Source organism: Variovorax sp. GW822-FHT04A09 (genome assembly GCF_058801005.1).
The window spans coordinates 1-25,649 of record NZ_JBXAMV010000003.1; the positions used below are offsets into that span (position 1 = coordinate 1).

General features: G+C 65.4%; 27 protein-coding genes and 2 pseudogenes. 21 read left to right on the forward strand and 8 right to left on the reverse strand.

Annotated elements, in window-relative coordinates; genetic code table 11:
- Window positions 1-397 precede the first annotated feature (397 nt).
- Window positions 398-1,333, reverse strand: coding sequence for a LysR family transcriptional regulator (locus AC1RLW_RS16405; protein WP_159277292.1), 936 nt, complete (start codon window positions 1,331-1,333; stop codon window positions 398-400).
- A 116-nt stretch (window positions 1,334-1,449) separates the two neighbouring features.
- Between AC1RLW_RS16405 and AC1RLW_RS16410 the strand changes: the two genes are divergently transcribed.
- The 5 genes and pseudogenes from AC1RLW_RS16410 to AC1RLW_RS16430 all read left to right on the forward strand — a co-directional run.
- Window positions 1,450-2,421 carry a Bug family tripartite tricarboxylate transporter substrate binding protein gene (locus AC1RLW_RS16410; RefSeq protein WP_492684776.1) on the forward strand — a complete coding sequence of 324 codons (972 nt, stop codon included), beginning with the start codon at window positions 1,450-1,452 and terminating at the stop codon, window positions 2,419-2,421.
- An 18-nt stretch (window positions 2,422-2,439) separates the two neighbouring features.
- Window positions 2,440-3,243 carry an alpha/beta fold hydrolase gene (locus AC1RLW_RS16415; protein WP_070059271.1) on the forward strand — a complete coding sequence of 268 codons (804 nt, stop codon included), beginning with the start codon at window positions 2,440-2,442 and terminating at the stop codon, window positions 3,241-3,243.
- Between the two features lie 228 nt (window positions 3,244-3,471).
- The gene (locus AC1RLW_RS16420) at window positions 3,472-3,780 is read left to right on the forward strand and encodes a hypothetical protein (protein WP_139701812.1); all 309 of its coding nucleotides are present in this window, start codon (window positions 3,472-3,474) and stop codon (window positions 3,778-3,780) included.
- A 10-nt stretch (window positions 3,781-3,790) separates the two neighbouring features.
- A complete protein-coding gene (locus tag AC1RLW_RS16425; RefSeq protein ID WP_095744407.1) occupies window positions 3,791-4,063 on the forward strand; it encodes a hypothetical protein in 273 nt (90 codons plus the stop codon).
- An 81-nt stretch (window positions 4,064-4,144) separates the two neighbouring features.
- Window positions 4,145-4,291 (forward strand): annotated as a pseudogene (locus AC1RLW_RS16430) (IS3 family transposase); the annotation flags it as partial.
- A gap of 198 nt (window positions 4,292-4,489) precedes the next feature.
- On the opposite strand, the gene AC1RLW_RS16435 reads toward AC1RLW_RS16430, so the two are convergent.
- From AC1RLW_RS16435 to AC1RLW_RS16445, 3 genes are all read right to left on the reverse strand, one after another.
- Window positions 4,490-4,852, reverse strand: coding sequence for an Hsp20/alpha crystallin family protein (locus AC1RLW_RS16435; protein ID WP_070059545.1), 363 nt, complete (start codon window positions 4,850-4,852; stop codon window positions 4,490-4,492).
- A 63-nt stretch (window positions 4,853-4,915) separates the two neighbouring features.
- On the reverse strand, window positions 4,916-5,353 hold the full coding sequence (locus AC1RLW_RS16440; protein ID WP_062472360.1) for an Hsp20/alpha crystallin family protein: 438 nt from the start codon (window positions 5,351-5,353) through the stop codon (window positions 4,916-4,918).
- Between the two features lie 50 nt (window positions 5,354-5,403).
- Window positions 5,404-5,739 carry a hypothetical protein gene (locus AC1RLW_RS16445; RefSeq protein WP_493193978.1) on the reverse strand — a complete coding sequence of 112 codons (336 nt, stop codon included), beginning with the start codon at window positions 5,737-5,739 and terminating at the stop codon, window positions 5,404-5,406.
- Window positions 5,740-6,529: 790 nt separating this feature from the next.
- Between AC1RLW_RS16445 and AC1RLW_RS16450 the strand changes: the two genes are divergently transcribed.
- The 7 genes from AC1RLW_RS16450 to AC1RLW_RS16480 are packed head-to-tail and all read left to right on the forward strand — an operon-like array spanning window position 6,530 to window position 11,804.
- Window positions 6,530-7,150, forward strand: a complete 621-nt coding sequence (locus AC1RLW_RS16450) for a carboxymuconolactone decarboxylase family protein (RefSeq protein ID WP_159277295.1) — start codon at window positions 6,530-6,532, stop codon at window positions 7,148-7,150.
- Complete coding sequence (locus tag AC1RLW_RS16455; RefSeq protein WP_493193980.1) at window positions 7,147-8,199, forward strand: LacI family DNA-binding transcriptional regulator; 1,053 nt, start codon at window positions 7,147-7,149, stop codon at window positions 8,197-8,199. Before AC1RLW_RS16450 ends, AC1RLW_RS16455 begins: the two co-directional genes overlap by 4 nt.
- Window positions 8,196-8,978, forward strand: a complete 783-nt coding sequence (locus tag AC1RLW_RS16460) for an SDR family NAD(P)-dependent oxidoreductase (protein ID WP_070059277.1) — start codon at window positions 8,196-8,198, stop codon at window positions 8,976-8,978. Before AC1RLW_RS16455 ends, AC1RLW_RS16460 begins: the two co-directional genes overlap by 4 nt.
- A 37-nt stretch (window positions 8,979-9,015) precedes the next feature.
- Entirely contained in the window at window positions 9,016-9,987 is a 972-nt protein-coding gene (locus tag AC1RLW_RS16465) for a Bug family tripartite tricarboxylate transporter substrate binding protein (RefSeq protein WP_159270766.1), read from the forward strand.
- Window positions 9,980-10,747, forward strand: a complete 768-nt coding sequence (locus AC1RLW_RS16470) for an SDR family NAD(P)-dependent oxidoreductase (protein ID WP_095744403.1) — start codon at window positions 9,980-9,982, stop codon at window positions 10,745-10,747. Before AC1RLW_RS16465 ends, AC1RLW_RS16470 begins: the two co-directional genes overlap by 8 nt.
- Window positions 10,748-10,770: 23 nt before the next feature.
- A complete protein-coding gene (locus AC1RLW_RS16475) occupies window positions 10,771-11,325 on the forward strand; it encodes a VOC family protein (protein ID WP_062472379.1) in 555 nt (184 codons plus the stop codon).
- A gap of 41 nt (window positions 11,326-11,366) precedes the next feature.
- Entirely contained in the window at window positions 11,367-11,804 is a 438-nt protein-coding gene (locus AC1RLW_RS16480) for an ester cyclase (RefSeq protein ID WP_235926634.1), read from the forward strand.
- A gap of 142 nt (window positions 11,805-11,946) precedes the next feature.
- Here the strand turns inward: AC1RLW_RS16480 and AC1RLW_RS16485 are convergent, their stop codons facing one another.
- Window positions 11,947-12,165: a hypothetical protein gene (locus AC1RLW_RS16485; RefSeq protein WP_062472384.1), complete on the reverse strand. Its 219-nt coding sequence runs from the start codon at window positions 12,163-12,165 to the stop codon at window positions 11,947-11,949.
- Window positions 12,166-12,398: 233 nt separating this feature from the next.
- On the opposite strand from AC1RLW_RS16485, the gene AC1RLW_RS16490 reads away from it, so the two are divergent.
- The 3 genes and pseudogenes from AC1RLW_RS16490 to AC1RLW_RS16500 form a co-directional block, all read left to right on the forward strand.
- On the forward strand, window positions 12,399-12,887 hold the full coding sequence (locus AC1RLW_RS16490; RefSeq protein ID WP_062472387.1) for a hemerythrin domain-containing protein: 489 nt from the start codon (window positions 12,399-12,401) through the stop codon (window positions 12,885-12,887).
- A 684-nt stretch (window positions 12,888-13,571) separates the two neighbouring features.
- Window positions 13,572-13,853, forward strand: coding sequence for an HU family DNA-binding protein (locus AC1RLW_RS16495; protein WP_493193984.1), 282 nt, complete (start codon window positions 13,572-13,574; stop codon window positions 13,851-13,853).
- Between the two features lie 1,071 nt (window positions 13,854-14,924).
- Window positions 14,925-15,119, forward strand: a pseudogene (locus AC1RLW_RS16500) (class I SAM-dependent methyltransferase); the annotation flags it as partial.
- A gap of 64 nt (window positions 15,120-15,183) precedes the next feature.
- On the opposite strand, the gene AC1RLW_RS16505 reads toward AC1RLW_RS16500, so the two are convergent.
- Window positions 15,184-15,783, reverse strand: coding sequence for an NADPH-dependent F420 reductase (locus AC1RLW_RS16505; RefSeq protein WP_492699151.1), 600 nt, complete (start codon window positions 15,781-15,783; stop codon window positions 15,184-15,186).
- 32 nt (window positions 15,784-15,815) lie between these two features.
- Window positions 15,816-16,598, reverse strand: coding sequence for a 3-oxoacyl-ACP reductase family protein (locus AC1RLW_RS16510; RefSeq protein ID WP_493193985.1), 783 nt, complete (start codon window positions 16,596-16,598; stop codon window positions 15,816-15,818).
- Between the two features lie 115 nt (window positions 16,599-16,713).
- Here AC1RLW_RS16510 and AC1RLW_RS16515 point away from each other — a divergent pair, with 115 nt between their 5' ends.
- From AC1RLW_RS16515 to AC1RLW_RS16540, 6 genes are all read left to right on the forward strand, one after another.
- Window positions 16,714-17,637: a LysR family transcriptional regulator gene (locus AC1RLW_RS16515; RefSeq protein WP_159270757.1), complete on the forward strand. Its 924-nt coding sequence runs from the start codon at window positions 16,714-16,716 to the stop codon at window positions 17,635-17,637.
- Between the two features lie 571 nt (window positions 17,638-18,208).
- Window positions 18,209-19,450: a hypothetical protein gene (locus AC1RLW_RS16520; RefSeq protein WP_493193987.1), complete on the forward strand. Its 1,242-nt coding sequence runs from the start codon at window positions 18,209-18,211 to the stop codon at window positions 19,448-19,450.
- A 790-nt stretch (window positions 19,451-20,240) separates the two neighbouring features.
- On the forward strand, window positions 20,241-20,927 hold the full coding sequence (locus AC1RLW_RS16525) for a response regulator (RefSeq protein ID WP_493193989.1): 687 nt from the start codon (window positions 20,241-20,243) through the stop codon (window positions 20,925-20,927).
- Window positions 20,928-20,967: 40 nt separating this feature from the next.
- On the forward strand, window positions 20,968-22,749 hold the full coding sequence (locus AC1RLW_RS16530) for a sensor histidine kinase (protein WP_493193991.1): 1,782 nt from the start codon (window positions 20,968-20,970) through the stop codon (window positions 22,747-22,749).
- Between the two features lie 111 nt (window positions 22,750-22,860).
- Window positions 22,861-24,213 carry a DUF8696 domain-containing protein gene (locus AC1RLW_RS16535; RefSeq protein WP_493193993.1) on the forward strand — a complete coding sequence of 451 codons (1,353 nt, stop codon included), beginning with the start codon at window positions 22,861-22,863 and terminating at the stop codon, window positions 24,211-24,213.
- A gap of 123 nt (window positions 24,214-24,336) precedes the next feature.
- Window positions 24,337-24,468: a hypothetical protein gene (locus AC1RLW_RS16540; protein WP_493193994.1), complete on the forward strand. Its 132-nt coding sequence runs from the start codon at window positions 24,337-24,339 to the stop codon at window positions 24,466-24,468.
- A gap of 128 nt (window positions 24,469-24,596) precedes the next feature.
- Here AC1RLW_RS16540 and AC1RLW_RS16545 read toward each other — a convergent pair whose 3' ends face one another.
- Complete coding sequence (locus tag AC1RLW_RS16545; protein WP_493193995.1) at window positions 24,597-24,890, reverse strand: hypothetical protein; 294 nt, start codon at window positions 24,888-24,890, stop codon at window positions 24,597-24,599.
- Between the last annotated feature and the right edge of the window lie 759 nt (window positions 24,891-25,649).

Here is a 25,649-nt window from a genome sequence, read left to right on the forward strand (position 1 = left end):
ACTGCGTCGCGCGTGACGCAGGAGTTGCACAACGCCCTGGTCAAGGGCGCGACGCGGATGCTCAGCGGGTGAACGGCATCGTTGTGGATGGCGCAAACGTCGAAGGTGCTGATGCTCCCCCGGGCCTTCTCGAAGGCATCATCCCTTCCGCGATCGACACGGCCGCCAACCTTGGACATCGGGGCGCGCGGCAGCGACGCGAGACGGAGCAGTTACTCATGGGTTCAGTCGAAGGCAGCATGGCTTGCAAGCAAATCCCCTCTGTTCATTGCCGGGCTACACCAAGGACGTCACGATATCGCGCACTGAGGGGACGCTGCCTGCAAGGCACCCGAGGCTGGCCCCACGCGCCATGGTGCAGATCGACAGCAGCGCCGCGAGCCCACCGCAAACTCTGTCAATGCGGTACTTCAGGGTTCATAAAGTCGACCAGTTGCCGCCACGCCCCGAACGGTCCTGCGATCGGGAACATCAAGCCGAGTGGCTCGAGCATGTAAAGCGGCCGTAGCTTCAACTCGCGCAGCAAACCGGCATCGAGGAGAGGCCGCACGAAGCTAAGCGGCAGGAACGACAGTAGGTTTTCTTGCTGCGAGAGCCACCACAACATGGCCGTTGAACGAGTGACGACCGGATAGGTGCGGATCGGGTGAGGCAGATTCGCGGTCAATTCGTCGAATCGCTCACGGGCGGCCGAACCCGTGGGGGCGAGTAGCCAGGTCTCGTCGGCGAGTTGCGGCCAGCCCAGGGAACGCTTGCGCGCCAGCGGATGGTCTGCGCGCGCCAAGACCGCGAAACGATCTTCGCGCACCGGCATGAACTGCCAGCCTTCCGGGATCACGGGAGGCCGTCGGCATGCCACGAGATCTGCCTCGCCACGTGCGATGGCCAGCAGTTGATCGTCCCCTTCGGCTTCCGAGAGGTGAACGGTGACATCCGGATGCCGTTGCGCGAAGCGAGGCAGCACGTTGAGCAGGAGCCCGTTCATCGCGCCGACCGAGGCGACGAGGCGGATGGCGCCGCCGATGCGTTGCCGTCGCGCGGTGACGACCTCGGCGCCGTCGGCGACGCCGATCAGCATGCGACGCGCAACGGGCAAGAGGTCTTCGCACGCCTGCGTGGGTCGCGCGCCGCGCGCATGCCGCTCGAAGAGCTGAACTTCCAGCAGCCGTTCCAGGTACGCGAGGCCCTGGGTCACCGACGACTGCGTCATGCCGATCGAGTCCGCCGCCCGCTGGAGGCTGCCCAGCTCTGCCACTTTCAAGAGGATCTGCACATGCCGAAACTTACCGCGCGCGAGCAGGCGGTTGAAGAGGACGGACGCGTCATGGCTCAAGATATCGGAAAGTCTAATGGAAGAGCGTCATTTTTAATTTGTCGCCGATGGCTTGCTCAGGAATGATGGCAACTCCACAAACGGCGGGCAGCAAGCCACGCGACAGGAGACAAAACGTGAAAAAAAAATGGCCGCTGCTCGCGGTTGTCTGTTGCCTGCTCGGCGCCTTTTCGGCCCATGCGCAGGACGAGGTCTGGCCATCCAAGCCGATCCGAGTGATCGTGCCGACCCCGCCCGGCGGCGCCTACGACCGCACCATGCGACCGCTTGCGCAGGAGTTGGCGTCGTTGCTCAAACAACCGGTGGTGATCGACAACAAGCCTGGTGCCGGCAACATCATCGGCGCCCAGGCGGGCGCCGCGGCCCCACCCGACGGCTACACGCTCACGATGACGGGCATGGTGAACACGATCGCCCAAGGCATGTACGACAACGTGCCCTTCAACATCGTCAATGACTTCACCCACGTCGCAATGATCGGCGGCGGCGCGCAATGGCTGGTGGTCAACAGCCAGTCCGGCATCGAGTCCTTCGCCGATCTGATCGCCCGCGCCAGACGCGAGCCGGGCGCGATCAACTACGCGAGCTCGGGCGCCGGCAGCACCGGCCATCTGTTGATGGAACTGCTGCAGAAGGCGACACAAACCTCGTTCGTGCACATCCCCTACAAGGGCGGCGCGCCGGCGCTGATGGATGTGCTGGGAGGCCAGGTCGCTGTCACCGTGATTCCGCCGAGCGGGTCGATGCAGTACATCCAGAGCGGCAAGCTCAGGGTGCTGGCGGTGTCCAGCCCGAAGCGCAGCCCCGAGCTCCCTCAGGTTCCGACTTTCGAGGAGCTGGGCTACAAGCAGCTGACGGTGATCTCCTGGGTGGGCCTGTCGGCACCGAGGAAGACGCGGCCCGAAGTCGTGCGCAAGGTCAACGAAGCAGTGCGCGAAGCGATGACGAGGCCGGAGCTGCAAAAGAAGCTCGACGCCGAAGGCATCACGCCGATGACGATGACGCCCGACGAGTTCACGCGCGTCGTCAAGAGCGATACCGAGCGCTGGGGTGCACTGACACGCAGCCTGCAACTCAAGGCCAACTGAAACCCAAGCCCATCCCTCATGCCTTTTGTCACATCGAACAAACGCGACATCTACTACGAGCGCCACGGCGCCGGCCCGGCGATCCTGTTCCTGCACGGAGCCGGATCGAACGCCGCCACTTGGTGGCAGCAATTGCCGGCCTTCACGCCGCAGTACACCTGTCTCACGATGGACATCCGCTGCTTCGGTCGTTCGGTGGCGCCGCCGGAGGAGTTCTCGCTGGAGCTCTTTGTCGGCGATGCCTTGGCGGTACTGGCGCGCGAAGGCATCGAGCGTGCGACGGTCGTCGGCCAATCGCTTGGCGGGATGATCGGGCTGCGGCTCGCGCTGCGCCATCCCGAGCGCGTCGCCGCGTTCGTCGCTTGCGACACGTCGCTGGCCATCGACCACCCGACGCTGGTCGACAGCATCGAGCGGCGCTTTAAGACAGTTTCCGCGGTAAGCATCGAGCAGCGCTCGCTGGGCGCCTGGTTCTTGAAGGCGCAGCCCGCGCTTGCAGCGCTTTACGCGCAGATCAACCACTTCAACCCGAGCGCTCACAGTATTGAGCCCGAAGCCTGGCGCGAGGCCGTACTGCGTCTGAACCAGCCCGAGAACCTGCTTGCCGTCGCAGAGATCGACCAGCTGGCTTGCCCGACGATGTTTCTCGTTGGCGCCGAAGACCCGATTGTTCCGCCCGCGGTCATGCGCGAACTCGGCCAGCGCCTGCCAGGAAGCGAGGTCGTTGTCGTCGAGGAGGCCGCGCATTCTGCGTACTTCGAGAAGCCGCTGGAGTTCAATCAGACGGTGTTCGACTTCTTGAGACGACGCGCCGACTCCTAGGTCTGCTGTGCAGCGACTTCTGAATCTCGGAGCTTGCCTCCATGCAAAAAGCGCGCTCATGACCCGGCCCACGCTGGCGAGCAGCTCGGAGCTCTTCTCTCGCCTGTGCTCGAAAGCTCCGATACATTCTGTTGCCTTGCGCTCCGCAACCGCCCCTTGAAGACGCTGCTGGGACGTCCTATTTTTCTCCCGTTCCAAGTTGGTCGTAGAGAAATGGAGGACAAAGCCATGGCCATGGACATGCTCAAACAACTTGCCGGCTCCCCCTTGCCGGCGACCTTCCGGACCCGGGCGGAGATCGACCAGATCAAGCTGCTGCGGGCCGCCGGCCTCGTGATCGCGCTGACGCCCGCGCCGTCGGATCCCCTCACCCTCTCGGGCAGCCCCGACGCCGCTCAGGTGCTCGCCATCACCGAAAAAGGCCGCGCCGAACTCGAACGCATCCACTACCCCGTGGCCGCACAGGGCCCGTGGCGCGGTGCCGCGTCGCGGTGGCGCGCGAAGCTGCCCCACGCAATCCGCACCCGCCTGATGTAGGGAGGCCGCCATGCGTTCGAAGACGTCCAGCCGCATCCCCTACCGGGGCTTCAATATCGCGATCCAGGTCGACCGCGCCGGCGACCAGATCTTCGGCCACGCGGACTTGTTCGCCGACGACGAGTTCAAGGCCCGGCTCGCCGTCGGCACCCAGGGCCGCCGCACCAAGGAAGTCCGCGACCGGCTGAGACGCCTCGCAAAATCCAAGGTCGACGTGTGGGCGATCACGGGGTCCGCGCGGAGCGCTGCCGCGCCCGGCGATGCACGGCCGAGTCCGGGGTGATGCGCGGGTGAGCTACGGCCGGCGCGCAGCGCTGCTTAATTGAACAACTGGATTCCTTTGATTGGCGGTCGGCGCCGACCGTCCGCTGTTACCAGCGAGCACTTCCAGGAGCTGCTCAAGGAACCAAGTATTTCCTGCAGTATGAGCCGTGCGGGCGAGGTCTGGGGCAGCTCGGCCATGGAGAGCTTCTTCAGTTCACTGAAGACTAAGCGCACGGCCAGAAAGGTAACCGGGTCAGCGAGCAGGCTCGCGCCACCATGCCCGCTGTCGGGTCGGGGGCGGTCAGCAATCACGATGGAGCTGAACGGCGTCCGTCTGGACTGACGCTCCTTCGCGGGCGGCCGGCGAGCGCAAGCGCTGCACATTTGCCGCCCACGCGGGTTGACGCTCTCTTGAGGGCGCCCGCGGGCGCCCTCGCCTTACGACTCATCCGACCTCGACATTGATTCGCCGCGGCTTGGCATGCTCGGCCTTGGGGATACGCAGTTTCAACACGCCCTGCGCCAGCTCGGCGGACACCTTCTCGGTGTCCAGCTCCTTGCTGAGCGTGAAGACGCGGCGAAACCGGCCCAGGCCGACCTCGGTGTGGCTGGTCTTCAGGTCATCCGGCACGCTCAGGCCCGACTCCGCCTCGATGGTCAAGGTCTCCGCTTCGACATGAAGATTCAGCTTGTCGCGCGACACGCCGGGCAGATCGGCGTAGAGCGTGATGCCCCCGGCGTCTTCCACCACGTCGACAGGCGGTGTGAGGGCCGCGCCCTGATAGCGTGGCGCCTGCCCACGATCCATGGGTTCCGGCGCGCTGGGCGATGCGGTCTGTACGTCATTGCTCATGATGTTCATCTCCTTGTTTCACAGGACAGCGATGCGCCGCGGCTGTGCCGAGGCCCGGCGGCGGACCGTGATGCGCAGTACACCGTCGCGCAGCCGGGCCTCGACGGCCTCTGGATCGGCATCGTCCGGCAGAGTGAGGACGCGGCGAAACGGCCCCTCGAAGCGCTCGTTGATGTGCACGGCCGCCTTGGCCTGCGCATCGGGAAGCAGGCTCTTGCGCTCACCCGCGATGGTCATGAGACCACGCTCGAGGTTGATCTCCAGCGTGGCCGGGTCGACGCCGGGGGCGAACGCGAAGATCTCCAGCGCCTGCGGTGTGGCGCCCACGTTCAACGCGGGAAATCCGTTGCTGCCGTAACCGCGAATGGTGGGTGACAGATCGAACGCCTGCTGCATGTCCCGTTGCAGGCGATCCATCTCGGCCAGCATGTCGCGCGGGAAGAAAGATCGGTACATGGGAAACCTCCTGTCAAATCAATTGAACCTGAACAGAATCGAGCCGCCCCTCACTGGGGCAGGCCGTGCGTGCCCGTTGGCCGCGCAGCGCCATCGCTGTCCGCGCGGTGCCGTGCAAAGATCCGGGAGGGTCGCTGTCGCCAGCGCGCGGTGCGCGACTGCGGGTACGAGAATTTCGCCAACTCCTCGCGCCCCTTCTGCGTGATGGCCAGCACCTGGGCGGCCGAAGGGGAGCCAGACAGCGTGAGCGAGTTCGAGGGCGCGGGGATCAGGGCAACGACGAGCCCGGCGGTCCGAAGCACCCGCACCTGATCGATGTCCGCGGTGCGATAGAACGAGACAGGCAAGCGAGAGCCGGCAATTTGCTTGAGCAAGTTCATGGCCATTGAATACCTCCTTTTCGGTTGACCAATTTCCGACGCAAGCGAACATAGGAGCCTCCGAATCGATTTTCAAGAGGCGGTTTTCGACACCCGCGCGAGACGCAGGCCGACACGAAAAAAACCCGGCCGCACGCGACCGGGTTGAGGTTTACAGCAAGTCCGCGGTGGTGCCGCGGAGACAAAAATCTACCGCGCCGCGCCGACGCAGGCATGTCAGACAACTTCTGATTCTTGAACGCCAGCGCAATGGCCGGACCGACGCGCTAACGCGCCTGGGCGCGTCGATTCTGCAGGGCGTATTCGGGCAACATCCCTCTCAAGTTGAAGGCATCCTAGACCGTGCCGTTGCGAGAGGGTCAAGCACTTTCCAGGGGCCGCGGTCGCTGCGTCAGCCGTTTTTCGACGGGCACCCTCTGCCTGCAGCAGGCTGCGCCAGGTGTGCGGACATCAAGAGCTTCGGCCCAACCCGGAAAACGAAAGCGGTTGCTGGCCGGAGACTGACATGCGTCGCGTCCAGCGCAGCTCATCCGATGCTGGCCGAGCGCGCAACGGCCATCTGCAAACAGCTTGAGCCGGCCCTTGACGTCACGCGGCGTCGCAGGGATTCCCATCGCCGGACCACGTCTGTTTCCGGGGCGAAGGCCATCCGGCTGAAGTCGATCCTAAGGCGGTGGAAAGATGTAGAACCGTTTTCATTCGTTCGGCACTTCTTTCTCCTTCGTAATTTCCTTCGTTTTGGGAATTCAGGGTTATCACTGTAGAAACGTTTCCACACCCACCGCAAACTGCAGTCATGACCGGTTCTGCATCGCCCTTTCTCGCACCCTCCACACGCTTGCCACTGCGGCCGCCCCCCTACGAACCCGAGGTGGCAGCAGCCGTGCAGAGCACCGCCTTCAAGGGCCTGTCACCCCTGAACCTTCGACTGGCGCTCGCGAATCACAGCAAGCTCGGCCCGGCCTTCCAGGCCATGGCACATGTGGTGCTGTTCCAGTGCGCGCTGCCCGAACGGGACCGCGAGATCGCGATCATCCGCACCGGCGCGCTCACGCGGTCCGAGTACGAATGGGGCATGCACATCAGCATCTACGCGGACAGGTGCGGCCTGGATGCCGCGCAGGTGCGCGAGCTCACCGGCAGTGCCGACTGGCATGCGCTGTCGCCAGGCCTGTGGAGCGACAAGGAACGCCTGATCGTGCGCATGGTGGATGAGCTGCACCACCACTGCACGGTGTCCGATCAGACCTGGCAGTCCCTTGGCGCGGGCTGGCCGCAGGAGCAGGTGATCGAGCTGATCTTCGCGTCGAGCTTCTATCACATGGCCGCGCTGTTCCTGAACAGCGCGGCCGTGCCGCTCGAGCCCGGTGCCGAGCGTTTCCCTGCCCCGCTTGCACAGGCGAAAGTGCCGGCATGAAGGCCAAGATCACCATCCGCGAAGTGGCCAAGGCCGCCGGCGTTGCGATTGGAACGGCCTCGCGGGCCCTGAACCGCAGCGGGCGCGTTAGCGAGCAGGCCATCGCAGCGGTCACCAAGGCGGCGCGCGAGCTCGGCTACACGCCGGATTCGGTGGCGCAGAGCATGCGCACCCGCTCGACAGGCGTGGTCGGGTTACTGGTGTCGGATCTGGCCAACCCCTTGTACGCGCGGATCATCACGGCGGTCGAATCGCGCCTGCTGACGGCGGGCTATGCGCTGCTGGTGGCCAGCACCCACAACGACGACCAGCGCGAGAAAACCCTGGTCGACCTGTTCCGGCGCCGGCGCGTGGACGGGCTCATCCTCGGTCCCTGCCAGGCCGAGACCCCGGCCTACCTCGACCAGCTGGCGGCGCACGGCCCGGTGATCGCGCTCGATCGCGACTTCCAGGGCAACAACGCGGGCGTGCACGTTGACCACTACCACGGCGCGCTTCAGGCCACGCGCTACCTGCTGAACCTCGGTCACACGCGCATCGCACTGCTGACGCCCGGCAGCGTGTTGCGTCCGGGTCGCGAGCGCATCATGGGCTACAGGGACGCCTATCTGGAGCGTGGTCTGCAGCCCGACCCCAAGCTGATCCGCGCCGAGAAGTCGGCGATGGACTTCGCCTTCAGCGAGGCCCTCTCGCTGCTGGGCTCCCCCACGGCGCCCACGGCCTTCCTGTGCCTGGGCACCCGCATCCTGTCGGGCGTGCTGCAGGCACTGCGTCACTCGGGCCGTTTGGCGCCCGATGACGTCAGTGTCGTCAGCATCGGCGACACCGACCTGTCGCAGCTTTTCAGTCCCGCCATCACCTCGCTGACCTGGGACCTGGAAGCGGTCGGCACCGCCGTGGCCGAGCTGCTGCTGCGGCGGCTGGACAGCACAGCCCCCCTTGAGCAGGAGCGCATCCTGCTCACCACCCAGATGGTGCTGCGCGAATCCTGCGGTCCGGTCGCCAAGGCACCCGCTGCCGTCCGCAAGAAAACGAGAACGGCCTCATGACGCAGCGTCTCAAGGACAAGGTGGCTATCGTGGTCGGCGCCGGCTCCATCGGCACCGACATCAGCAACGGCGCCGCCTGCGCCGTCACCTTCGCCCGCGAAGGCGCGACGGTGATCTGCGTCGACCGGTCGCCCGAAGCTGCGGCGACGTCGGTGCGTCGCATTCATGACATCGGCGGCATCGCCGAGGCCTTCGAGGCCGATGTGCGCAGCAGCGAGCAGATCGAGCGGATGGTGAACCACTGCCTGGCGCGCTTCGGCCGCATCGACGTGCTGCACCACAACGTCGGCATCGAGGAATTCGGCGAGCTGATCGAGGTGACGGAGGAGTCCTGGGACCGCGTGCACGCCATCAACCTCAAGGGCCCCATGCTCACGGCGCGCGCCGTGGTGCCTCACATGATCCGACAAGGCGGCGGCGCCATCATCAACGTCTCCTCCATCGCGAGCCGCAAGTGGAGCCCGATGCAGTTCCTGTCGTACAGCACCTCCAAGGCGGCACTGAACCACATGACGCGCGTCGTGGCGCGCCAGTACGCGCAGCACCAGGTGCGCTGCAACGTGATCGTGCCGGGCCTGATCGACACGCCGCATGCCGCGGCCCTTTTCAAGAGCGAACAAGAGGCGCAGGCCGGCCGACAGGCACGCAACGCGCGCTGCCCCATGGGCCGCCAGGGCTCGGCCTGGGACGTGGCCAACGCGGCGCTGTTCCTCGCCTCCGACGAATCGAGCTACGTGACGGGCCTGGAGCTTGTGGTCGACGGCGGACTGTCCCTGTAGACGGGTATTCGAGCATCAACGACAAGGAGACAACACCATGCGCACACTGTGGATTGCCGCGCTCGCGGGCCTCGCATTCGCCGCCCATGCCCAGGCGCCCTCGGACTATCCGTCGCGGCCGATCCGCTTCGTCCTGATCTCGGCCGCAGGCAGTGGCGGCGACGCGCTCGGCCGGCTCCTGGCCGACAAGATGGCGCCCCTGGTCAAGGGCGCGTTCGTGATGGACAACAAGCCGGGCGCCAGCGGTGCCATTGCCACCGACTTCGTCGCCAAGGCGCCGGCCGACGGCTACACGATCGGACTGGGCGGCGCGACCACGCACGTGCTGCTGCCCGCGAGCAATCCCAAGCTCTCGTACGACTCGGTCAAGGACTTCGCACCCATCGGGCAGGTCGGCACCGCCTCTATCCTGCTTATCGCGACCAACGACTTCCCGGCAAACAACGCCAAGGAGCTCATTGCGCTGGCCAGGAAGTCGCCCGGCAGCGTGCAATACGCGAGCTGGGGCATCGCCTCGACCGGTCACTTTTGCGGGGAGCTCTTCAATCTGCGCACGCAGGCACAGATGAGCCACATCCCCTACAAATCGGTGGTGCAGATCCAGACCGACATGCTGGGTGGCCACGTCAAGCTGGCCTACGTGGACATGGCATCGGGCTCGCCGATGGTCAAGTCCGGCAAGGTCAAGGCGATCACCGCCTGCACCTCGCGCTCGCCCAGTCTGCCTGACGTCTCGAGCTACGACGACGAAGGCATCGATTTCGCGGGCAAGCGCATGGGCGCGCTGCGCTGGGCGCTGTACGCACCCGCGGGCACCCCCAAGCCGATCGTCGCCAAGCTCTCCGCCGCGCTGAAGCAGGTCGTCGAGATGCCGGACGTGAAGGCGCGTCTTCTGGACCTGGGCATCACCGCCGCGTTCGTCGGTGGCGACGAACTGCGCGCCATGACCGCCGCAGACATCGAGGGCTGGCGGCAGATCGCCAAGGCCGCGAACATCAGCAATGAGTGACGCGGCCCTTCCCCTGCTGCAGGGCCGCGTGGCCTTGATCACCGGTGCGTCCCGTGCGCGCGGTATCGGCCTGGCGACCGCACGGCTGTTCGCCCGCCACGGTGCCCGGGTGGCGCTGCTCGACCTCGACGAAGGGCAGGCACAGGTCGCTGCCGAATCCCTCGGCGCCGAGCACATCGGCATCGGCTGCGATGTGCGCGATGCCGGCGCCTGCAAGGCGGCCGTGGCGCGCGTGCTGCAATGGGCGGGCCGCATCGACGTGCTGGTGAACAACGCTGCCATCACACAAAAACGCGGTGTGCTGGACGTGAGCGCCGAGGACTTCGAGCAGGTCGTGGGCATTACCCTTCGCGGCACCCTCCAAATGTCGCAGTGCGTGATCCCCACCATGATCGAACAACGCAGCGGCTCGATCATCTGCATCTCGTCGATGTCCGCACAGCAAGGCGGTGGCGTGTTCGGCGGCAGCCACTACTGCGCCGCCAAGGCCGGCGTGCTGGGCCTCATGCGCGCCATGGCCAAGGAACTGGGCCCCCAAGGCATTCGCGCCAACGCCATCACGCCGGGCTTGATCATGACGGACTTCTCGCGCGGCGCGAACTCCGACGACAACAAGCACGCGCTGGGCAAGACCTTTCCACTGAGCCGTGTCGGCCAGCCCGAAGACATCGCGGGCGCGTGCCTGTACCTGGCAAGCGACCTGTCGTCCTTCGTGACCGGCGCAACGCTCGACGTCAACGGCGGCGCGTACATGCGCTGACCACGCCCCAAGGAGTCCATTCAATGAGCATGCTGTTCGGCGGCGCCCGCCAGGTCGGCTATGTCGTTCACGACATCGAGAAGGCGATGGCCCACTGGTCGCGCACGCTGGGCGTGGGCCCATGGTTCTACAAGGAAGAGGTCGGCACGACCGAGTTCAACTACTACGGCAAGCCGTCGCGCCTGCCTCGGCTGTCCATCGCGCTGGCCAACTCCGGCAACCTGCAGATCGAGCTGATCCAGCAGCGCGACGACGCCCCCTCGCTCTACCTCGATTCGCTGCGCCGCGGCGGCGAGGGCGCCCAGCACCTGGCCTACTGGAGCGACGATGGCTTCGACGACGCCGTGCGACACCTGCGCTCGACGGGTTACGTCGAGGGCCACAGTGGCCGCATGGGCATGCGCGGGCGCTTCGCCTACTTCGTGCATCCCGACCTGCCCAGCGGCATGTTCGAGATCTCCGAGATGGCCGGCGGCAAGGGCGAGTACTTCCGCGACATCCGGCACGCGGCCGAAGGATGGGACGGCAAGGACCCGATCCGCCGCATGGGCGCGAACGCCATCGCCCCGGTGCCATGACGGCTCCCGACCACCCCGTTCACCAACCAGCAGGAGATTCCGTGCAGACCACAACCCTTCAAGCGGCACGCATCAAGACGGTACGCGATCACATGGCGCTCGAGTGCACGCAGGAGTGGGATGCGGTGATCGACACCTTCGAGCATCCCCGCTACGAGATGCACGGCAGCGGCGTGGTGTTCGACGGCGAGGAAGAAGTGCGCGGCTATTTCCGCAGCTCGCGCACGCCCTTTCCCGACCTGGCCAACGAGATCATCGCCATCGCCGCCGACCAGGACACGGTACTGGTCGAGTTCTGGCTCAGCGGAACGCACCTCGGGCCGCTGCATGCCAACGACAAGGTGTTCGATGCCACAGGCCGGAAATTCCGGATCCGCCTGGCGGCAAGTTTCGAGTTCGCACCAGGCTCCGACAAGATCGTGTGCGAGCGGCCCTACTCCGCACCCGATGCGAAGCTGCGCGCGCTCGGGTTGATCTGACGACCCTCTCGCGCTTCGCCTCGGCTGCGCGCGTCGAGAGGAGGCGGGAAGCCACCCAACCTCCTGCTCACTGGCTGTGCGCTATCGTCTTGGCGGCTTGCACTCAACACCGAGTGATGTTTCTCCTGCGCTGCGCAGGCTCTCACAGCGGCCTGTCGCGCATCCGCTCAAGCTCGCCCCGGCCATGAGGCGTGATTCGCAGAACAACCGCTGGCAGGTCATGGGCTTCAGCCTCTTCTGGAAGGATCGCCTCGACAAGCCCCGCGGCAACCAGCACCGCGACGTTGCGGATGTCCATGGGGTCGGTCACGGTCAGCGGCAACGTTTCGTGTTCGACCTTCTTGAGGAAATCCATCGGCATGAAGCGCTCCCTTTCTCGAAGCGGCTCAGTTTAGGTCAAAGGACCTCCCTCAATCCCCGCAAGGCCCTTCTCTCTTCCATGAGCAGAACGGACTTCTCCCGCTCCTGGGGCTGAGCCCACAGTTCACGCACCGGAGAGCCTCAGCACATTGACGGCTTCCCGCAGCGACGCCGTCCTACGCCCACAAGCACCCACCCCTGAGATGTTGGGGACCCACCGACCAGGAGACCCCGATGACAGCCAAGCGCCATGAACCCGATGCATGCTCGCTACTCGACACCGATCACAAGAACGTCAAGAAGATGTTCGCCGCCTACGAGGAGCTTGCCAGCTCAAAAGCTGCCAGCGCCTCGGAGAAGAAGCGAGATCTTGCACTGCAGATCTGCATGGAGTTGACCGTTCACACGCAACTCGAAGAAGAGATCCTCTATCCAGCAGTGCGCGAAGCCATCAAGGAAACTGAACTGCTCGACGAAGCCGAGGTTGAACATGCGAGCGCCAAAGACTTAATTGCGCAGATCCAGGATTCGACCGAAGTCGATGAGATGTTCGATGCGAAGGTGAAGGTCCTGGGCGAGTACATCGACCACCACGTCAAGGAAGAGCGCAACGAGATGTTCCCCAAAGCGCGTGCCGCGCGGGGACTCGACCTGGTTGCCATGCGCGAGCAACTCACCACTCGCAAAGAAGAATTGATGGCGGACATGGCAGTCACGGCCTAGACTGCCCCTAGGCCCCTTCCTGGAAGCGTTCCGCCGCCCCTTCGCAAAGACGCAGCCGTCAATGCTGGCCCTCACCAAGCCGCAACTTCGCAATTCCGCAGGAATGTTGCGCCCACCCGGTATCGCGATGAAGCTTCCGTACTTTGCATGCTCGTGCAACATCAAGCATCTGGAAAATGTCCCGGGGCAGGCATGGCTTCGCCTGTTACCCCGGGTTCAGATGTATCGCTGCATGAACTGCGGGCAATCGCAAGTGTTTTCGCGGCGCTCCATCGATCGAGCCCTGGCCCTTCAAGATACTCAACCGGCCAGCTCCAGGGAGCCGGATAGGACGCGCCATAGTCCACCGCACTGATGCTCCGGGTGCCTCGAAGGACCGAGACCGAAGGGAACGACCGGTGTCTTGCTCAGTACGTTGACCCTGTTCGACATGCCTTTTTCGTATCGGGCGCTCTGCATCCACCAAATGCGCATCGCACGAGTTCGGCAGCCTCTCCAGCAACGCCTTGCCGGATGGCAACGAGCCCTTCGTCTATTGAATCAAGCACACGCGAGATTGATCACGATGTTTCAAGCTTGAACCACTTCGATCACGCGACTTGGTCCTCGCGGACCGTAGACTGAATCCGGCGCGCATTCGCACCGCCGATCCCCCGTTCACATTCCATTGAAAGAGTTCCTACTTTGAACAAGACCGACCTTGTCGCGGCCATCGCTGCAGATACCGACCTCAGCAAGGCAGATGTTGCTCGAGCACTCGATTCCGCCATCGAAAATCTCTCACGCGCGCTGACACGCGGTGATGCCGTTCAGTTGACTGGCTTTGGTACGTTCTCGGTGTCGAATCGCTCAGAACGCACTGGCCGAAACCCGTCGACTGGCGAACCGATCATCATCAAGGCCAGCAAGGCGCCCAAGTTTTCTCCAGGCAAGGCCTTGAAGGACGCAGTCAATGCCGTGAGCTGAGAGAGCTCTCTCCGCCGGGTCGAGCACGCACCGAAATCAGATCGAGCTCGACACGGTGCAACGGGCCAGTTCAATCGACGCTCGGTTGATCCAGCTCGTACTCATCACGGTCGTCAGCCACATTGACCAGGTCGTTTCGTTGCTTGCATCCGGAGCACAGAAAGAAGACGCCATCGCCATCTATCTTGGGCTCCGCGGACCGAGGCATGACCTCGAGACTGCAGTTTCTGCACTTCCACATGGTCACGCTCCTAAAACGTAGCCCGTCGCGCCGGGCAGCGAGCTCGTCCGCGCATTGGACGAATGACATCAATTCGCACCGATGACACGTGTGATAGCGGTTTTCACCGCCCAAGGAAAACGTCCTCGGCCTTGGACGTTGCGCTTTCGGCCTGCTGAATCCAAGCGAGGCATCTCTTCTTGAGAGATTCGACACTCGCGCCATCGGTCGAGTCGGGGAGATTCAATGCAAGCTTGCATTGCTGCTCCCCTCCAAAACTGATGTCCGCAGTCGCATAGAACGCGCCATCGACGAGGGTCCGGAAGATGGTGTAAACCCAAAGACCCGACCTCCCGCTGTATAGGAATGCTTCGCCATCCATGTGGAACCCCGCGGTACTCAGTACAAGCGTGGCACCAGGATCGATGATTGGCGCGAGCAACAAGCGTTTTCACCGTAGCACGAACAGGCTACTCTCACAATCGGACCAGAGACCGCCTCAGGGCCATGTTGAGCTGGATGCCAGGTCGACTTCTTTCCCGCTTTGCCGACCTGCCGAGTCCCAAAAACCCCATGTGCTTTTCTGGCATTCGTACCGATGTCAATCTTCCCCCGACTGCCAGGCTGCGGCTCGCGAGGCCGCCGAGCAGGCAACGCTCGCGGCGGAGCCCGAGAACGGGCGAAAGCGCGCGGACGCTGCACGCGCAAAGCAGCAGTCCCAGGCCAGACTTCAGCCTAGGAACGCCCAACAGTTGTTCGCAGGCGCCGACGAACTGATGGCCCAAGGAAGCCCCCCCGTGCCCGTGAAGTGCAGAGCGCCTTGACGAGCCGCTTCCCGCTGCTTCGGCAAGGACTACGCGCGAACCCTGGCAGAGTGGCGTCGCCGGTTCCTCGCCGCCTGGCCGCAGATCGAGCCACTCGGCTTCGACGCCGCGTTCAAGCGCTTGTGGACCTACTACCTCTTCTACTGCGAGGCCGGTTTCCGCGCGGGGCTCGTCGACGTCGGCCTCTACCGGTTGCGCGTGGCTGAAGTCGGACCCGCCTGATCGGTCGACATAGCCTGAGCCGCACGCTTGGCGCCCGGAGATCCTGGGCATCATTCCCGTCCGGCTACGCTTGCCTGACAAGGTTCAGCGCTGGTAGAGGTCCGCCCGGGAACTGCTGCATCGCGCCGCCCGTAGCGAGCCCACCCAAATCCACCACCGCAAAGCCCAGCGATTCGAAGAGCCTCACCACTTCGGCTTTGGCCTGCGCGTCGTCGCCCGACATGAAGAGCACACGGCGCCCGCCGTTCGTGCGCGGATCGGCCGCGAGCAGTGGCGGCGGTAGCGTGTTTGCGATCTTCACCACGCGCGCACCCGGCACGTGGTCGGCCACCACCTGGCTCGACGTGCGGCCGCCGAGTTCGGCGAGGCGAAAGCCTGGCATCTCGACCGGGTTCATGGTGTCAATCACGATGCGGCCGTCCAGTGGGGGCAGACCAGCAGTGGCGCTTCCCAAGTGCTGCCAGGGCACCGAGAGAACGAGCATGTCGGCCTGCGCCGCTTCGGCGCGCGTGCCGGCGCGGGTCTTGCCGCCGGTGCTGCGTACCGGGTCGGCGAGCGATTCGGGGCCTCGGCTGTTCGACAGCACGATGTCGTGGCCGGCGTTGGAGAACTGCTTGGCGAGCGCGAGGCCGATGCTGCCGGCGCCGATGAATCCGATCTTCATGGTGAAGCTCCTTGTGTGGATGAACGAGGGGGTCAGGCCGAATAGCCGCCGTCAACCGCGATGCTCGCGCCGGTCACAAAGCTCGCTGCGGGGCTGGCGAGCCAGGCCACCGCGTTGGCGATCTCGTCCACGTGTGCGTAGCGGCCCAGCGCGATGTAGGTGCGCGCCTGCTGCGCGAAGTCGCTGGTCGCGGGATTCATGTCGGTATCGGTCGGGCCGGGCATCACGTTATTGACCGTGATGCCACGCGGGCCGAGGTCGCGAGCCAGCGCCTTGGTCAGACCGGCCACGGCGGCCTTGGTCATCACGTAGAGAGCCCCGCCGGCGTAAGGCACGTACTGGCTGTTGATGCTGCCGATGTTCACCACCCGGCCGCCCTCGCTCATGTGCTTGAGCGCTTCCTGCGTGGCAACGAACAGGCCCTTGAGGTTGACGTCCACCATGCGGTCGAAGTCGTCAAGGCCGATGTCCTGCACGGGCTTGCCGATGGCGATGGCGGCGTTGTTCACGAGGATGTCCAGGCGCCCGAAGGTAGCGACGGCCTGCGCCACCGCAGCACGCACTTCGTCGGGCCGGCTGGCATCGGCGGCGATGGCGAGCGCCTTGCCGCCCGCGGCTTCGATGGCGGCGACCACGGCTTGCGCCGGTTCGGGTGAGGCGACATAGGTGATGACGACCGCTGCACCGTCGGCGGCCAGCCGACGGGCGATGCCGGCGCCCATGCCGCGCGAGGCGCCGGTCACGAGAGCCACCTTGCCGGACAGCGGCAGCGTGGCGGTGGAAAGAGAAGAGACGGAAGAAGACGAGGAGGTCATGGTGTTTCCTTGGTGGAAGGGGTTTGACATGGCGCAATGGTCGGCCCGGGACTCATTTCTCGGTAGCCAGTAATGGCTGGAATCTTTTTCAAGCAATGCTTGAAAATAAGAAGCCATGGAAACACTCGCCAATCTCGAATCCTTCGTTCGCAGCGCCGAGTCAGGCAGCTTCTCCGAGGCGGCGCGCCGGTTGGGTCTGACGCCCGCAGCCGTGAGCCGCAACGTGGCAAGGCTTGAGGCCAACCTCGGCGTGCGGCTGTTTCAGCGCAGCACACGACGCCTCACCCTCACCGAGGCGGGCGAGCGCTTCTTGCAGTCGGTGTCGGGCGGACTGGAGGACATTCAGACCGCCATTGCGGGCGTCTCGACCGAGGCCGGGCAGCCGGCCGGCGTCCTCAAGGTGAGCATGGCGCCAGGCTTCGGCGTGGACTATGTGGTGCCGCTGCTGCCGGCATTCATGCAGCGCCACCCGGCCGTGCGCCCCGACTGGCATTTCGACAACCGGCACGTGGACCTGATCGCGGAGGGCTACGACGCGGCCATTGGCGGCGGTACCGAACTCACGCCCGGCGTCGTGGCGCGTGAATTGGCACGTGCGCACATCGTCGCGGTGGCATCGCCAACCTACATGGCGGGGCGCAAGGCACCACGCGAGCCGGCCGACCTAGCGACGCTCGACGGCATCGTGATGCGCTCGGTACACAGCGGCCGGCTGCGCGACCGCATGATGCGGGACAGTGCCGGCGCACAGGCTCCTGTCGAGCTGCAACCGCGTATCGTGCTCAGTGACCCAGACGCGTTGTGTCGGGCAGCGCTGCTCGGCCTGGGCGTCGCATTGGTTGCGATGCCGCATGCGCTGCCACATCTCGAAAGCGGCGCGCTGCTGCGCGTGCTGCCACGCTGGTATGCCGACGGCGGGCCCATCTCGCTCTACTTCGCTGGCGGGCGGCTGCTACCGGCCAAGACTCGGGCCTTCGTCGACTTCGTGGTCGAGGCCTTCGAGCGGGAGAGGTTGGCTGAGCGCTTCTCGGCAGTCTGAAGACGTCGTGAACTGAGGAGGCGGCATGCTTGGCTCACCCTTTCGCGATGTGCTGCGGGGCCTGTGCCGCAATCGCGCTACACCTGTTATCGCGCGCCAGCGCATCGAACTTGCGTCGCGCGTACGCCAGACAGCCCGGCATCGTACGTTCCGGCATGCTTAACTGATCAGCATGGTCCTCGGCTCGGCTTCTGTTCTCCAGATGGCGTCACTGACCGCTCAGTGCCAGCGTGCCCGCCTGCACCGTGGTGCCGCCGGTGTAGGCTAGTTTGGGAGTTTGCATCGCACCGTCAGAAGACCAGGTGCGACCAAGACCAATCATTCATCGCAAGAGTCCAAGTCATTGAAGCCAGTCGAACTGCTGGCCGTTGAAGAGCGATTTCTGCTCTCGGGCATGGGCTGACCTCGGTGCCGGATTTTCCAGTGCGGAACGGCTCGCGGCATGTCTCGAACCGCGCCCCTGTGGTCGACCTATCCCCTTTTCATGCGATGCCCCTGGGCCGCACTCCCCGAGAAACTCGGCGCCGGGTTAGTAGCCCTTTTTGACACATTCCAGCAAAGAGACACCCAAATGCACATTCCGAAAAAGACTCGCCTGGCCAGTGCGGCGGCCCTGATGCTCACCCTGGCTGCCTGTGGTGGTGGTGGTGGCGGCGGAGGCGGCGGAGGCGGCGGCGGCGGCCTCGCCTTCCCGCTTCCGACAGCGGCCCCCGCGCCGGCACCCGCACCGGCCCCGGCGCCCCCCGCGCCGGCACCGGCACCGGCCGCCCAGGACGATTCGGGCGTGGCGGCCACCTGCGCCAGCCTGACCAGCGGTACCTATCGCTACCTCACCTCCAGCGACAAGACCGACTCGACCGGTCTGCTCCAGGTCAAGGCCGGCCTGCTGGGCGCGGACGGCACGACGCGCTCGGCGCAGATCACCGACGCCAGCGGCGCCACCACCACGCTGGCGCCGGTGAACGGCAGCGCCTGCGAGTTCACGCTCAACGGCAGCAAGCTGGTGATCGGCCCCAACGGCCTGGGGCTGGCCACCGACCCGGTCACGTACGCCGGCACGCCAGGCTACGCCGTCACGCTGTTCTTCCCCGAGCAGACGGGCGACGGTGCGGTGAAGGCGTCCGATCTGAACGGCGTGTTCAACCGCCTGGGCTGGGAGCGCGAGACCGACGCGGACTACTTCTCGCTGGCCTACGGCGCCGTCAGCTTCAACGGCGGCGTGGTCGCGGATGGCCTGGCCTGTCCCATCACCTCCAGCATCGCTGGCGGCTGCACGTCCCTGGTGGTGCCCAACGACATTCCCGCCAACACCGGCTTCGTGGCCGACAGCGCGGCCGGTGGCTTCTCAGGCACGGGCGGGTTGGCCAACGACCACGCCTACGCCTTCAAGTTCGGCGACGTGGTGACGCTGGTCGCGTACAACAAGGACAACGGCAGCGTCCAGTTCTTCACCAACCAGCGCAGCTCCAGCCTGCCGTCGCAGGGCCAGGTCAGCCACTACTGGCAGTTCTCGGCCGACACCCTGGGCGAATCCGAGACCGACATCACGGCGGACTACAACACCATCGTCTCGGTCGACAGCGGCACCAGCACCGTGACGCGCTACGCGGGCACGAACAGCAGCCTCGTGCAGACGGTGCACTACAACGCACCGCTGCCGGGCTACCGCAAGCGCGACGGCGCCACCGACATCTCGCCGGTGATCCAGTTGCCCCTAGGCGGCGGCCTGACCGTGGTGTCGCGTCTGGGCGCGACCAATGCCAACGGCTTCCTCAACCTGAGCCTGAACAAGCCGGCGCCGGCCACCAACTGACGCAGCCCGCTCGCTGACGCAACGCCCCGCCCCGCGCGGGGCGTTTTGCTTTCCGCACCTGACATGCAGTGCCCGGCATGGCCACCATGGGCAATACTTGGAGCTCGGCAGAAGCGCCGCACACTCCGATGCCTTTCCTAGCTTTTCGCTACGCGCACAAGCTGCCAGCAACCAAAGTAGCAACGTGAGTCGAAATCGTGCTGACGCACTCGCGAGGGGCTTTCGAGCCGTCATTGAATGTCGCTCCCGCATCACGAATTGGCTTCTGCTTTTGATCGTGACAGGCCCGTTGTTGACCGCCCGGTTGTGGCCGACTGTAGCTTGGTGGCGTGACTTCAAAAAACGCCTCAAGCAGGCAAGCCGCATGGTCCAAGTGGCGAATACGACCAGGTCACCTTGATCAGTGGGAATGTTCTCCACGCCACTAGCTTCCTGAGTCCCCGATGGCAAGAAGAAAGATGCCGACCGCAAAAACGGCTCCTGCTCAAAGGCACAGGAACAAGGCATTGCTCAGAAGAAAACGCGACCAATGTGAAGAGCTCTGCGATGGCAAGCAAGCCATTGAATACGACTACCGCGACTCAGACAGGCCGGGAATCGACAACAAGGTATTTCAAGGCCCCGCCTGGAGTGATGCCGTGCTGCAGTCCGACTGCTTCATACGTCCCTCAACGGGGCGCCCCGACGGTATATGCCTTTCTGCGTATGTCTTTTCCCTTCGCCAATGCGACGTGCGTCATGACTTTGGTCATTTCAGGTTCGCTGGTGTCCGCACTACCATGCCCGGACCATGGCCACTGCCACACCACAGCCGTCGCATGCCGCGCCGTTGCGCAGCGAGGCCGGCATTGCCATCCCCGCGCGAGGCATCCTGGTGGTCGACGACCACGAGCTGGTGCGCCTGGGCCTGCGGGCGCTGCTGCTGGCGGAGACCGGCAGCGTGCCGGTGTACGAGGCGCGCTCGCTGGCCGACGCCTTGCACCTGTACGAGCTCCATCTGGCGTCGCACTTCCTGGTGCTGCTCGACCTCGACCTGCCCGACGCCCAGGGGCTGGACACCCTCGTGCGCTTCAAGCGCGCCTTTCCGGCATCGCGCGTGGTCGTGCTCTCGGGCAAGGACAGCCATGCGCTGATGCAGGGCGCAATGGCGCTCGGCGCGCAGGCCTTCCTGCCCAAGACCGGGCACCTGGGCGAGGTGCTGCGCTACGTGCGCGACAACGACCTGGTCGGCCTGCCGGCCCGGCCCCTGGCGGATGCACCAGCCGTCGTGCACGCGAAGGCGGCTGTGGCCGAGTTGCAGCCGCAGCTCAATGCGCGCCAGGTCGAGATCCTCGACTGGCTGCTGGCCGGCAAGTCGAACAAGGAGATCGCCCAGCTGTCGCGCCTGACCGAGGGCACGGTCAAGAACCACGTGTCCACCCTGTTGCTGCTGTTCGGCATGCGCTCGCGGGCCCAGCTCATCAGCAGCCTGAGGTGACGCCCGCGCACGGTGCGGCCTTCGACATGCCGATGCCCGCATGCCCGCGATGACCGAGCCGCATCCGCCCGCACTGGCCCAGCGCGTGCTGCGCGAGCAGGTGGCCACGGTGCATGCCAACGCGCCGGCCGCCTACCTCGCGGACTTCCTCACGGCACAGACGCTGGGCATCGGCCTGTTCGTGGCCACGCGGCGCTGGCAGGTGCTGCTGTGGATGGCGCTGCACCTGGCACTGACCCTGCGGCGCGCATACCGGCGCTACCAGCGCAGCCCCGATGCAGCGGCCCACCCCGAGTACTGGGCCCGCTTCAACGCGCGCAACGTGCTCATGCGCTCCTGCGTCTGGGGCCTGGCGCCCTGGCTGTGCGTGCCGCCGGGGCGCAACCTCGGGCTGTGGGTCATGGTCATCGTCATGATGATGGGCGGCTGCGCCGGCGGTGCGCTGTCGCTGGCCGTTCTCAAGCGCAACATCCCCCGCTTCATCGTGCCCAGCATGGCGAGCCTGACCCTGGCGCTGGCCTGGCGCGGCGACACCGTGCACCTGTTCCTGGCCACCGGCTGCCTGCTGTACATGGGCGTCATGATCATCTTCGCGCTGCAGCACCACCGGCTGCTGACCGCCGCGCTGACCATGCGTTTCGAGAAGGAGGCGCTGGCCGAGCAACTGAGCCACCAGATTGCCGCGACCCAGCGCGCCAGCGAGGAGAAGACGCGCTTTCTTGCCGCGGCCAGCCACGACCTGCGCCAGCCGCTGCACGCCATCGCGCTGTTCGGCGCCGTCATCGAGAAGAAGCTCCAGGGCAGCGACGAATGGAACCACGCGGCGCGGCTGATGGATGCGGTCGGAACGCTCGGCGATTCGCTGGACACCCTGCTCGACATTTCGCGGCTGGACGCCGGCGAGGTGTCGCCGCAGATCCGCCCCGTGGAACTCAACCCGCTGTTCCTCGCACTCAACAATGTGTTCGCGGCCCAGGCGGCCGACCGCGACCTGCAATTGCGATTGCGCGCCACACCGTGCTGGGTGCTGAGCGACCCGCAGCTGCTGCAGCGGCTGCTGTCCAACCTCGTGGACAACGCGCTCAAGTACACGGTGCGCGGCGGCGTGGTGGTGGCCGCCCGTGCGCGCGGGCCGCTGGTGTGGATCGACGTCTGCGACACCGGCATCGGCATTCCGCACGAGCACCTGGGCCGCATCTTCGACGAGTTCTACCAGGTCGGGAATCCGGGGCGCGACCGCGCGCAGGGGCTGGGCATCGGCCTGTCCATCGTGCACCGGCTCTCGCGCCTGATGGCGCACCCGCTGCAGGTGCGCTCGCGCCTGGACCACGGCAGCCGCTTTCGCCTGGTGCTGCCGGCGGTGTCGGCTTCGGGCGTCGCGCCGCTCGCCGTGCGCCCGGACGCTGCCTTGCCGTTGCCGCAGCGCGTGCTGCTCATCGACGACGAAGCCGCGATCCGCCAGGCCGTCACCGGGCTGCTGCAGGCCCACGGCGTGCGCATCGACGCCGTGGCCAGCGAGGCCGAAGCCGAGGCCGTGCTGGCGCAGGCCGCGCACGGAAGCGCCCCTGTCGAGGTGCTGCTGTGCGACGTGCGACTGGCCGACGGCGGCGACGGGCTGGCCGCCGCGCAGCGGCTGTGCGCGCGCTTCGGCCCCGGCCTGCAGGCGCTGTTGATCACCGGGGAAACCGCGCCGCTGCGGCAGCAGCAGATGCGCGAATCGGGGCTGCAGGTGCTGCTCAAGCCCGTGGCGGCCGACAGGCTGCTGCAGGCCCTGGCATCGCTGACCCGGCACGATGCAACGCACGCCGGCATGCGCGCCTGAGCACTTTTTTTTTGCGGGGTGTCGATGACCTTCGACACTGGATTGCGCGTATCGCCGACCCTACCGTGGAGGCCTTCTCTCTCACTCCACTTGAAAAAAGGAAGGCCCCTCATGACTACTCCTCGTCCCGTTCTTCGTGCATGGCGTGCACCTGCCGCGCTGATGGTGATGAACCTCGTGCTCGTGGCTTGCGGTGGAGGCGGCGGCGGCGGAGGTTTCCCCGGCTTCGCCGTCGCCCCTGCACCGGCCCCTGCAGCCCAGGACACACCGCCGCCCGCCCCCGCGCCGGAAGACACCGCGCCCGCCATCACCACGCAGCCATCGGACACCACCGTGGGCCAGGGCGTGGCCGCCACGCTGAAGGTGCAGGCCGTGCGCGCCACCGCCTACCAGTGGCAGCGCAGCGTCGATGGCGGCGCCAGCTGGAGCGATGTCGCCGGCGCCACCGGCGACAGCTTCACCACCACCGCCGGCCAGCTGGCCGACAGCGGCCAGCAGCTGCGCGTGCAGGTGACGGGCGGCAACGCCAGCGTGACCAGCCATGCCGCCACGTTGACCGTGAAGCCCTGGGTCGCCACCGTGCTGGCGACCACCGGCGTGACCTACAACCGCCCCTACCAGCTCGTCCTGGACGCCAGCGGTGCGAACCTCTATGTGGCCATGGGCGGCAACGGCTCGGTCTACCGCATCGACACGGCCAGCGGCACCGGCGCCGAAGTCACGCCGGGGTCGACCATGAATACGCCGTATGGCCTGGCACTGGCCGCCGACGGCACCCTGTACGTGAGCGACCAGCACCGCATCAACAAGATCGCTCCCAACGCCATCACCTACAGCACCTGGGTCGGCGACAGCACCAGCGGGTATGCCGACAGCCCGGCCGCTGCGATGTTCAACAACCCCGCCAGCATTGCGCTCGACGGTGCAGGCAACCTGTTCGTGGCGGACCTGGGCAACAAGCGCGTGCGCAAGGTCGCACCCGATGGCACCACGAGCACGCTCGCGGGCGACGGCACGCAGGCCAACCTGGACGGAGTCGGCACCGCCGCCCAGTTTGCGCGCCCGCAGGGCCTGGCGATCAGCCGCGATGGACGCACGCTGTACGACACGGACACCGACAGCCTGTGCCTGCGCAAGATCGACGTGGCCAGCGCCACGGTGAGCACGCCGCTGGGCGATTGCGCCAACGGCGGCGTGGTCGACGGAACCACCGCCACGCCAGCCCGGCTCGGCTTCTCCTACGGCGTGACGGTGGATGCGCACGACAACGTGTTCCTGACCCACGCCTGGGACGGCGTGGCGCGCGTGGTCACGCCCGCGGGCGAGATCAGCACGCTACGCGACAGCACCGGCGCGGCGATGAGCTTCAACTTTCCGATCGGCGTGGCGGTGGCCAGCGACGGGAGCGTCTACGTGGGTGCCTCCAACGGCAACCAGATTTTCAAGCTCACGCTGGCGCCCTGAACAGGAGCGTGGGTCGTCGGCTCACACCGCGCGAGCCGGCGATCTGGCCGCAGGGCAGAAGCCTTCGTACGGATAGGTCTGCCTTGCATTCATTCTCCTAAGAGGTCAATGCTCGCAATTGAGATGACTCCGACCATCGCCGATCGGGGAGACGAGCCCGGTGGCGGCTCTCCCGATCAGCTCGGTGCGATGACCCGCGACCAGTACAAGATGCGGGGCGCCGTCGTGAAGGCCAACAACATCACGGCAGGTTGAGGGTCGATGTCGCGGAAGCACATCAGTCTAGGAGGCCCGATGCGCATTAGATTTTCCCCTGCGTTCTGGTAGGGACGGAATTCGATGCTTCGGCACAGCGAAGCTGACGTGGCGCTTTGTTGGGAGCTTCAGTGCAACTCTGACGGACTTGATGGAGCAAGAGTTGCCAAGAGGTCATCGGTCGCGTCACGCGACGGCTCATAGCCAAGGGTAACGAATGCGATCCGAGCAGCCACATGTGGCGCGCAGTCCATGTTCAGTGGATAGAGCGTCGTGGCCAAGCCAGACAGCCACAACGGATCGAGCTGACCACCACAAAGTTCGTCGAATATCTCTTCGAATTCGACGAGCCATGCGTCCTGAATGGACAGCGGTCGGCCAGCGATCATAAGAGGGCGATCAGGTTTCCACATGTGCAGCATGCTAGCTCCGCACACACCGGGGGCGCATCTGGCCGATGTGATCGCCCGCCTAAGACTTGTGCACTATTCGACCAAATTTCCAACTACATGGGACGGCATCTGCCCGCTACCGCGGAGAGAACCCCTCGTCAATGTGCAATCGATGTAGTCGTGCAGTCAGCGCACTGCCCCACCTGTGGCAAACGCCGACGTCCGCCGGATTCCATCTCACCACAAGTACTTTGCGCCGCTGTCTGCTGCGCTTGACATTCGTGCTACTCGATTGCTGGGGCAAGCGCGGGGACTGGTGATGTCAGCACTGCAGCGACTGACAAGCTTCACGATCGCAGACTCACTGCCCGCACTGATCGACTCGCAGCTGCTCGCCAGAACCAGCCAGCACTCAACCGCCGATAACAGGGCGTTTAAGAGGGTTAGCTTTTGGCGCACAGACGGGGCTGCCCCACGCCGCCGACGGATATTTGCGCAGCTTACGGCAACAACAGCCCCAGAGCGCCCTACGGACCGTCATCGTCGTCTGGCCTGCATCGACCTCTGTAGCTTGCGTGGCATAGCCGTCTAGACCTTCATGTAGATTTGTTCCTCACGCCTGCGCTCCTCAATCGCTTTGCCGCATTGGGCCATCGCATAGAGGCTTAGACCCCAGCCTTCGATCACCCCTGTCGTCTGAGGATTTCGCGTTGGGGACTGTGCTTTTTCCTCACAGTGATCATAGGCAGGGAGCGTTGTTGCGACTCGGCTCGGCACTGTAGACCGAGG

What these genes read in the sequence shown, in the direction of transcription:
- AC1RLW_RS16415 (WP_070059271.1), top strand. Translation starts at nt 2,440, where the DNA reads ATGCCTTTTGTCACATCGAACAAACGCGACATCTACTACGAGCGCCAC.
- AC1RLW_RS16420 (WP_139701812.1), top strand. Translation starts at nt 3,472, where the DNA reads ATGGCCATGGACATGCTCAAACAACTTGCCGGCTCCCCCTTGCCGGCG.
- AC1RLW_RS16425 (WP_095744407.1), top strand. Translation starts at nt 3,791, where the DNA reads ATGCGTTCGAAGACGTCCAGCCGCATCCCCTACCGGGGCTTCAATATC.
- AC1RLW_RS16435 (WP_070059545.1), bottom strand. Translation starts at nt 4,852, where the DNA reads ATGGATCGTGGGCAGGCGCCACGCTATCAGGGCGCGGCCCTCACACCG.
- AC1RLW_RS16440 (WP_062472360.1), bottom strand. Translation starts at nt 5,353, where the DNA reads ATGTACCGATCTTTCTTCCCGCGCGACATGCTGGCCGAGATGGATCGC.
- AC1RLW_RS16445 (WP_493193978.1), bottom strand. Translation starts at nt 5,739, where the DNA reads ATGGCCATGAACTTGCTCAAGCAAATTGCCGGCTCTCGCTTGCCTGTC.
- AC1RLW_RS16450 (WP_159277295.1), top strand. Translation starts at nt 6,530, where the DNA reads ATGACCGGTTCTGCATCGCCCTTTCTCGCACCCTCCACACGCTTGCCA.
- AC1RLW_RS16455 (WP_493193980.1), top strand. Translation starts at nt 7,147, where the DNA reads ATGAAGGCCAAGATCACCATCCGCGAAGTGGCCAAGGCCGCCGGCGTT.
- AC1RLW_RS16460 (WP_070059277.1), top strand. Translation starts at nt 8,196, where the DNA reads ATGACGCAGCGTCTCAAGGACAAGGTGGCTATCGTGGTCGGCGCCGGC.
- AC1RLW_RS16465 (WP_159270766.1), top strand. Translation starts at nt 9,016, where the DNA reads ATGCGCACACTGTGGATTGCCGCGCTCGCGGGCCTCGCATTCGCCGCC.
- AC1RLW_RS16470 (WP_095744403.1), top strand. Translation starts at nt 9,980, where the DNA reads ATGAGTGACGCGGCCCTTCCCCTGCTGCAGGGCCGCGTGGCCTTGATC.
- AC1RLW_RS16475 (WP_062472379.1), top strand. Translation starts at nt 10,771, where the DNA reads ATGAGCATGCTGTTCGGCGGCGCCCGCCAGGTCGGCTATGTCGTTCAC.
- AC1RLW_RS16485 (WP_062472384.1), bottom strand. Translation starts at nt 12,165, where the DNA reads ATGCCGATGGATTTCCTCAAGAAGGTCGAACACGAAACGTTGCCGCTG.
- AC1RLW_RS16490 (WP_062472387.1), top strand. Translation starts at nt 12,399, where the DNA reads ATGACAGCCAAGCGCCATGAACCCGATGCATGCTCGCTACTCGACACC.
- AC1RLW_RS16505 (WP_492699151.1), bottom strand. Translation starts at nt 15,783, where the DNA reads ATGAAGATCGGATTCATCGGCGCCGGCAGCATCGGCCTCGCGCTCGCC.
- AC1RLW_RS16510 (WP_493193985.1), bottom strand. Translation starts at nt 16,598, where the DNA reads ATGACCTCCTCGTCTTCTTCCGTCTCTTCTCTTTCCACCGCCACGCTG.
- AC1RLW_RS16515 (WP_159270757.1), top strand. Translation starts at nt 16,714, where the DNA reads ATGGAAACACTCGCCAATCTCGAATCCTTCGTTCGCAGCGCCGAGTCA.
- AC1RLW_RS16520 (WP_493193987.1), top strand. Translation starts at nt 18,209, where the DNA reads ATGCACATTCCGAAAAAGACTCGCCTGGCCAGTGCGGCGGCCCTGATG.
- AC1RLW_RS16525 (WP_493193989.1), top strand. Translation starts at nt 20,241, where the DNA reads ATGGCCACTGCCACACCACAGCCGTCGCATGCCGCGCCGTTGCGCAGC.
- AC1RLW_RS16530 (WP_493193991.1), top strand. Translation starts at nt 20,968, where the DNA reads ATGCCCGCGATGACCGAGCCGCATCCGCCCGCACTGGCCCAGCGCGTG.
- AC1RLW_RS16535 (WP_493193993.1), top strand. Translation starts at nt 22,861, where the DNA reads ATGACTACTCCTCGTCCCGTTCTTCGTGCATGGCGTGCACCTGCCGCG.
- AC1RLW_RS16540 (WP_493193994.1), top strand. Translation starts at nt 24,337, where the DNA reads ATGACTCCGACCATCGCCGATCGGGGAGACGAGCCCGGTGGCGGCTCT.
- AC1RLW_RS16545 (WP_493193995.1), bottom strand. Translation starts at nt 24,890, where the DNA reads ATGCTGCACATGTGGAAACCTGATCGCCCTCTTATGATCGCTGGCCGA.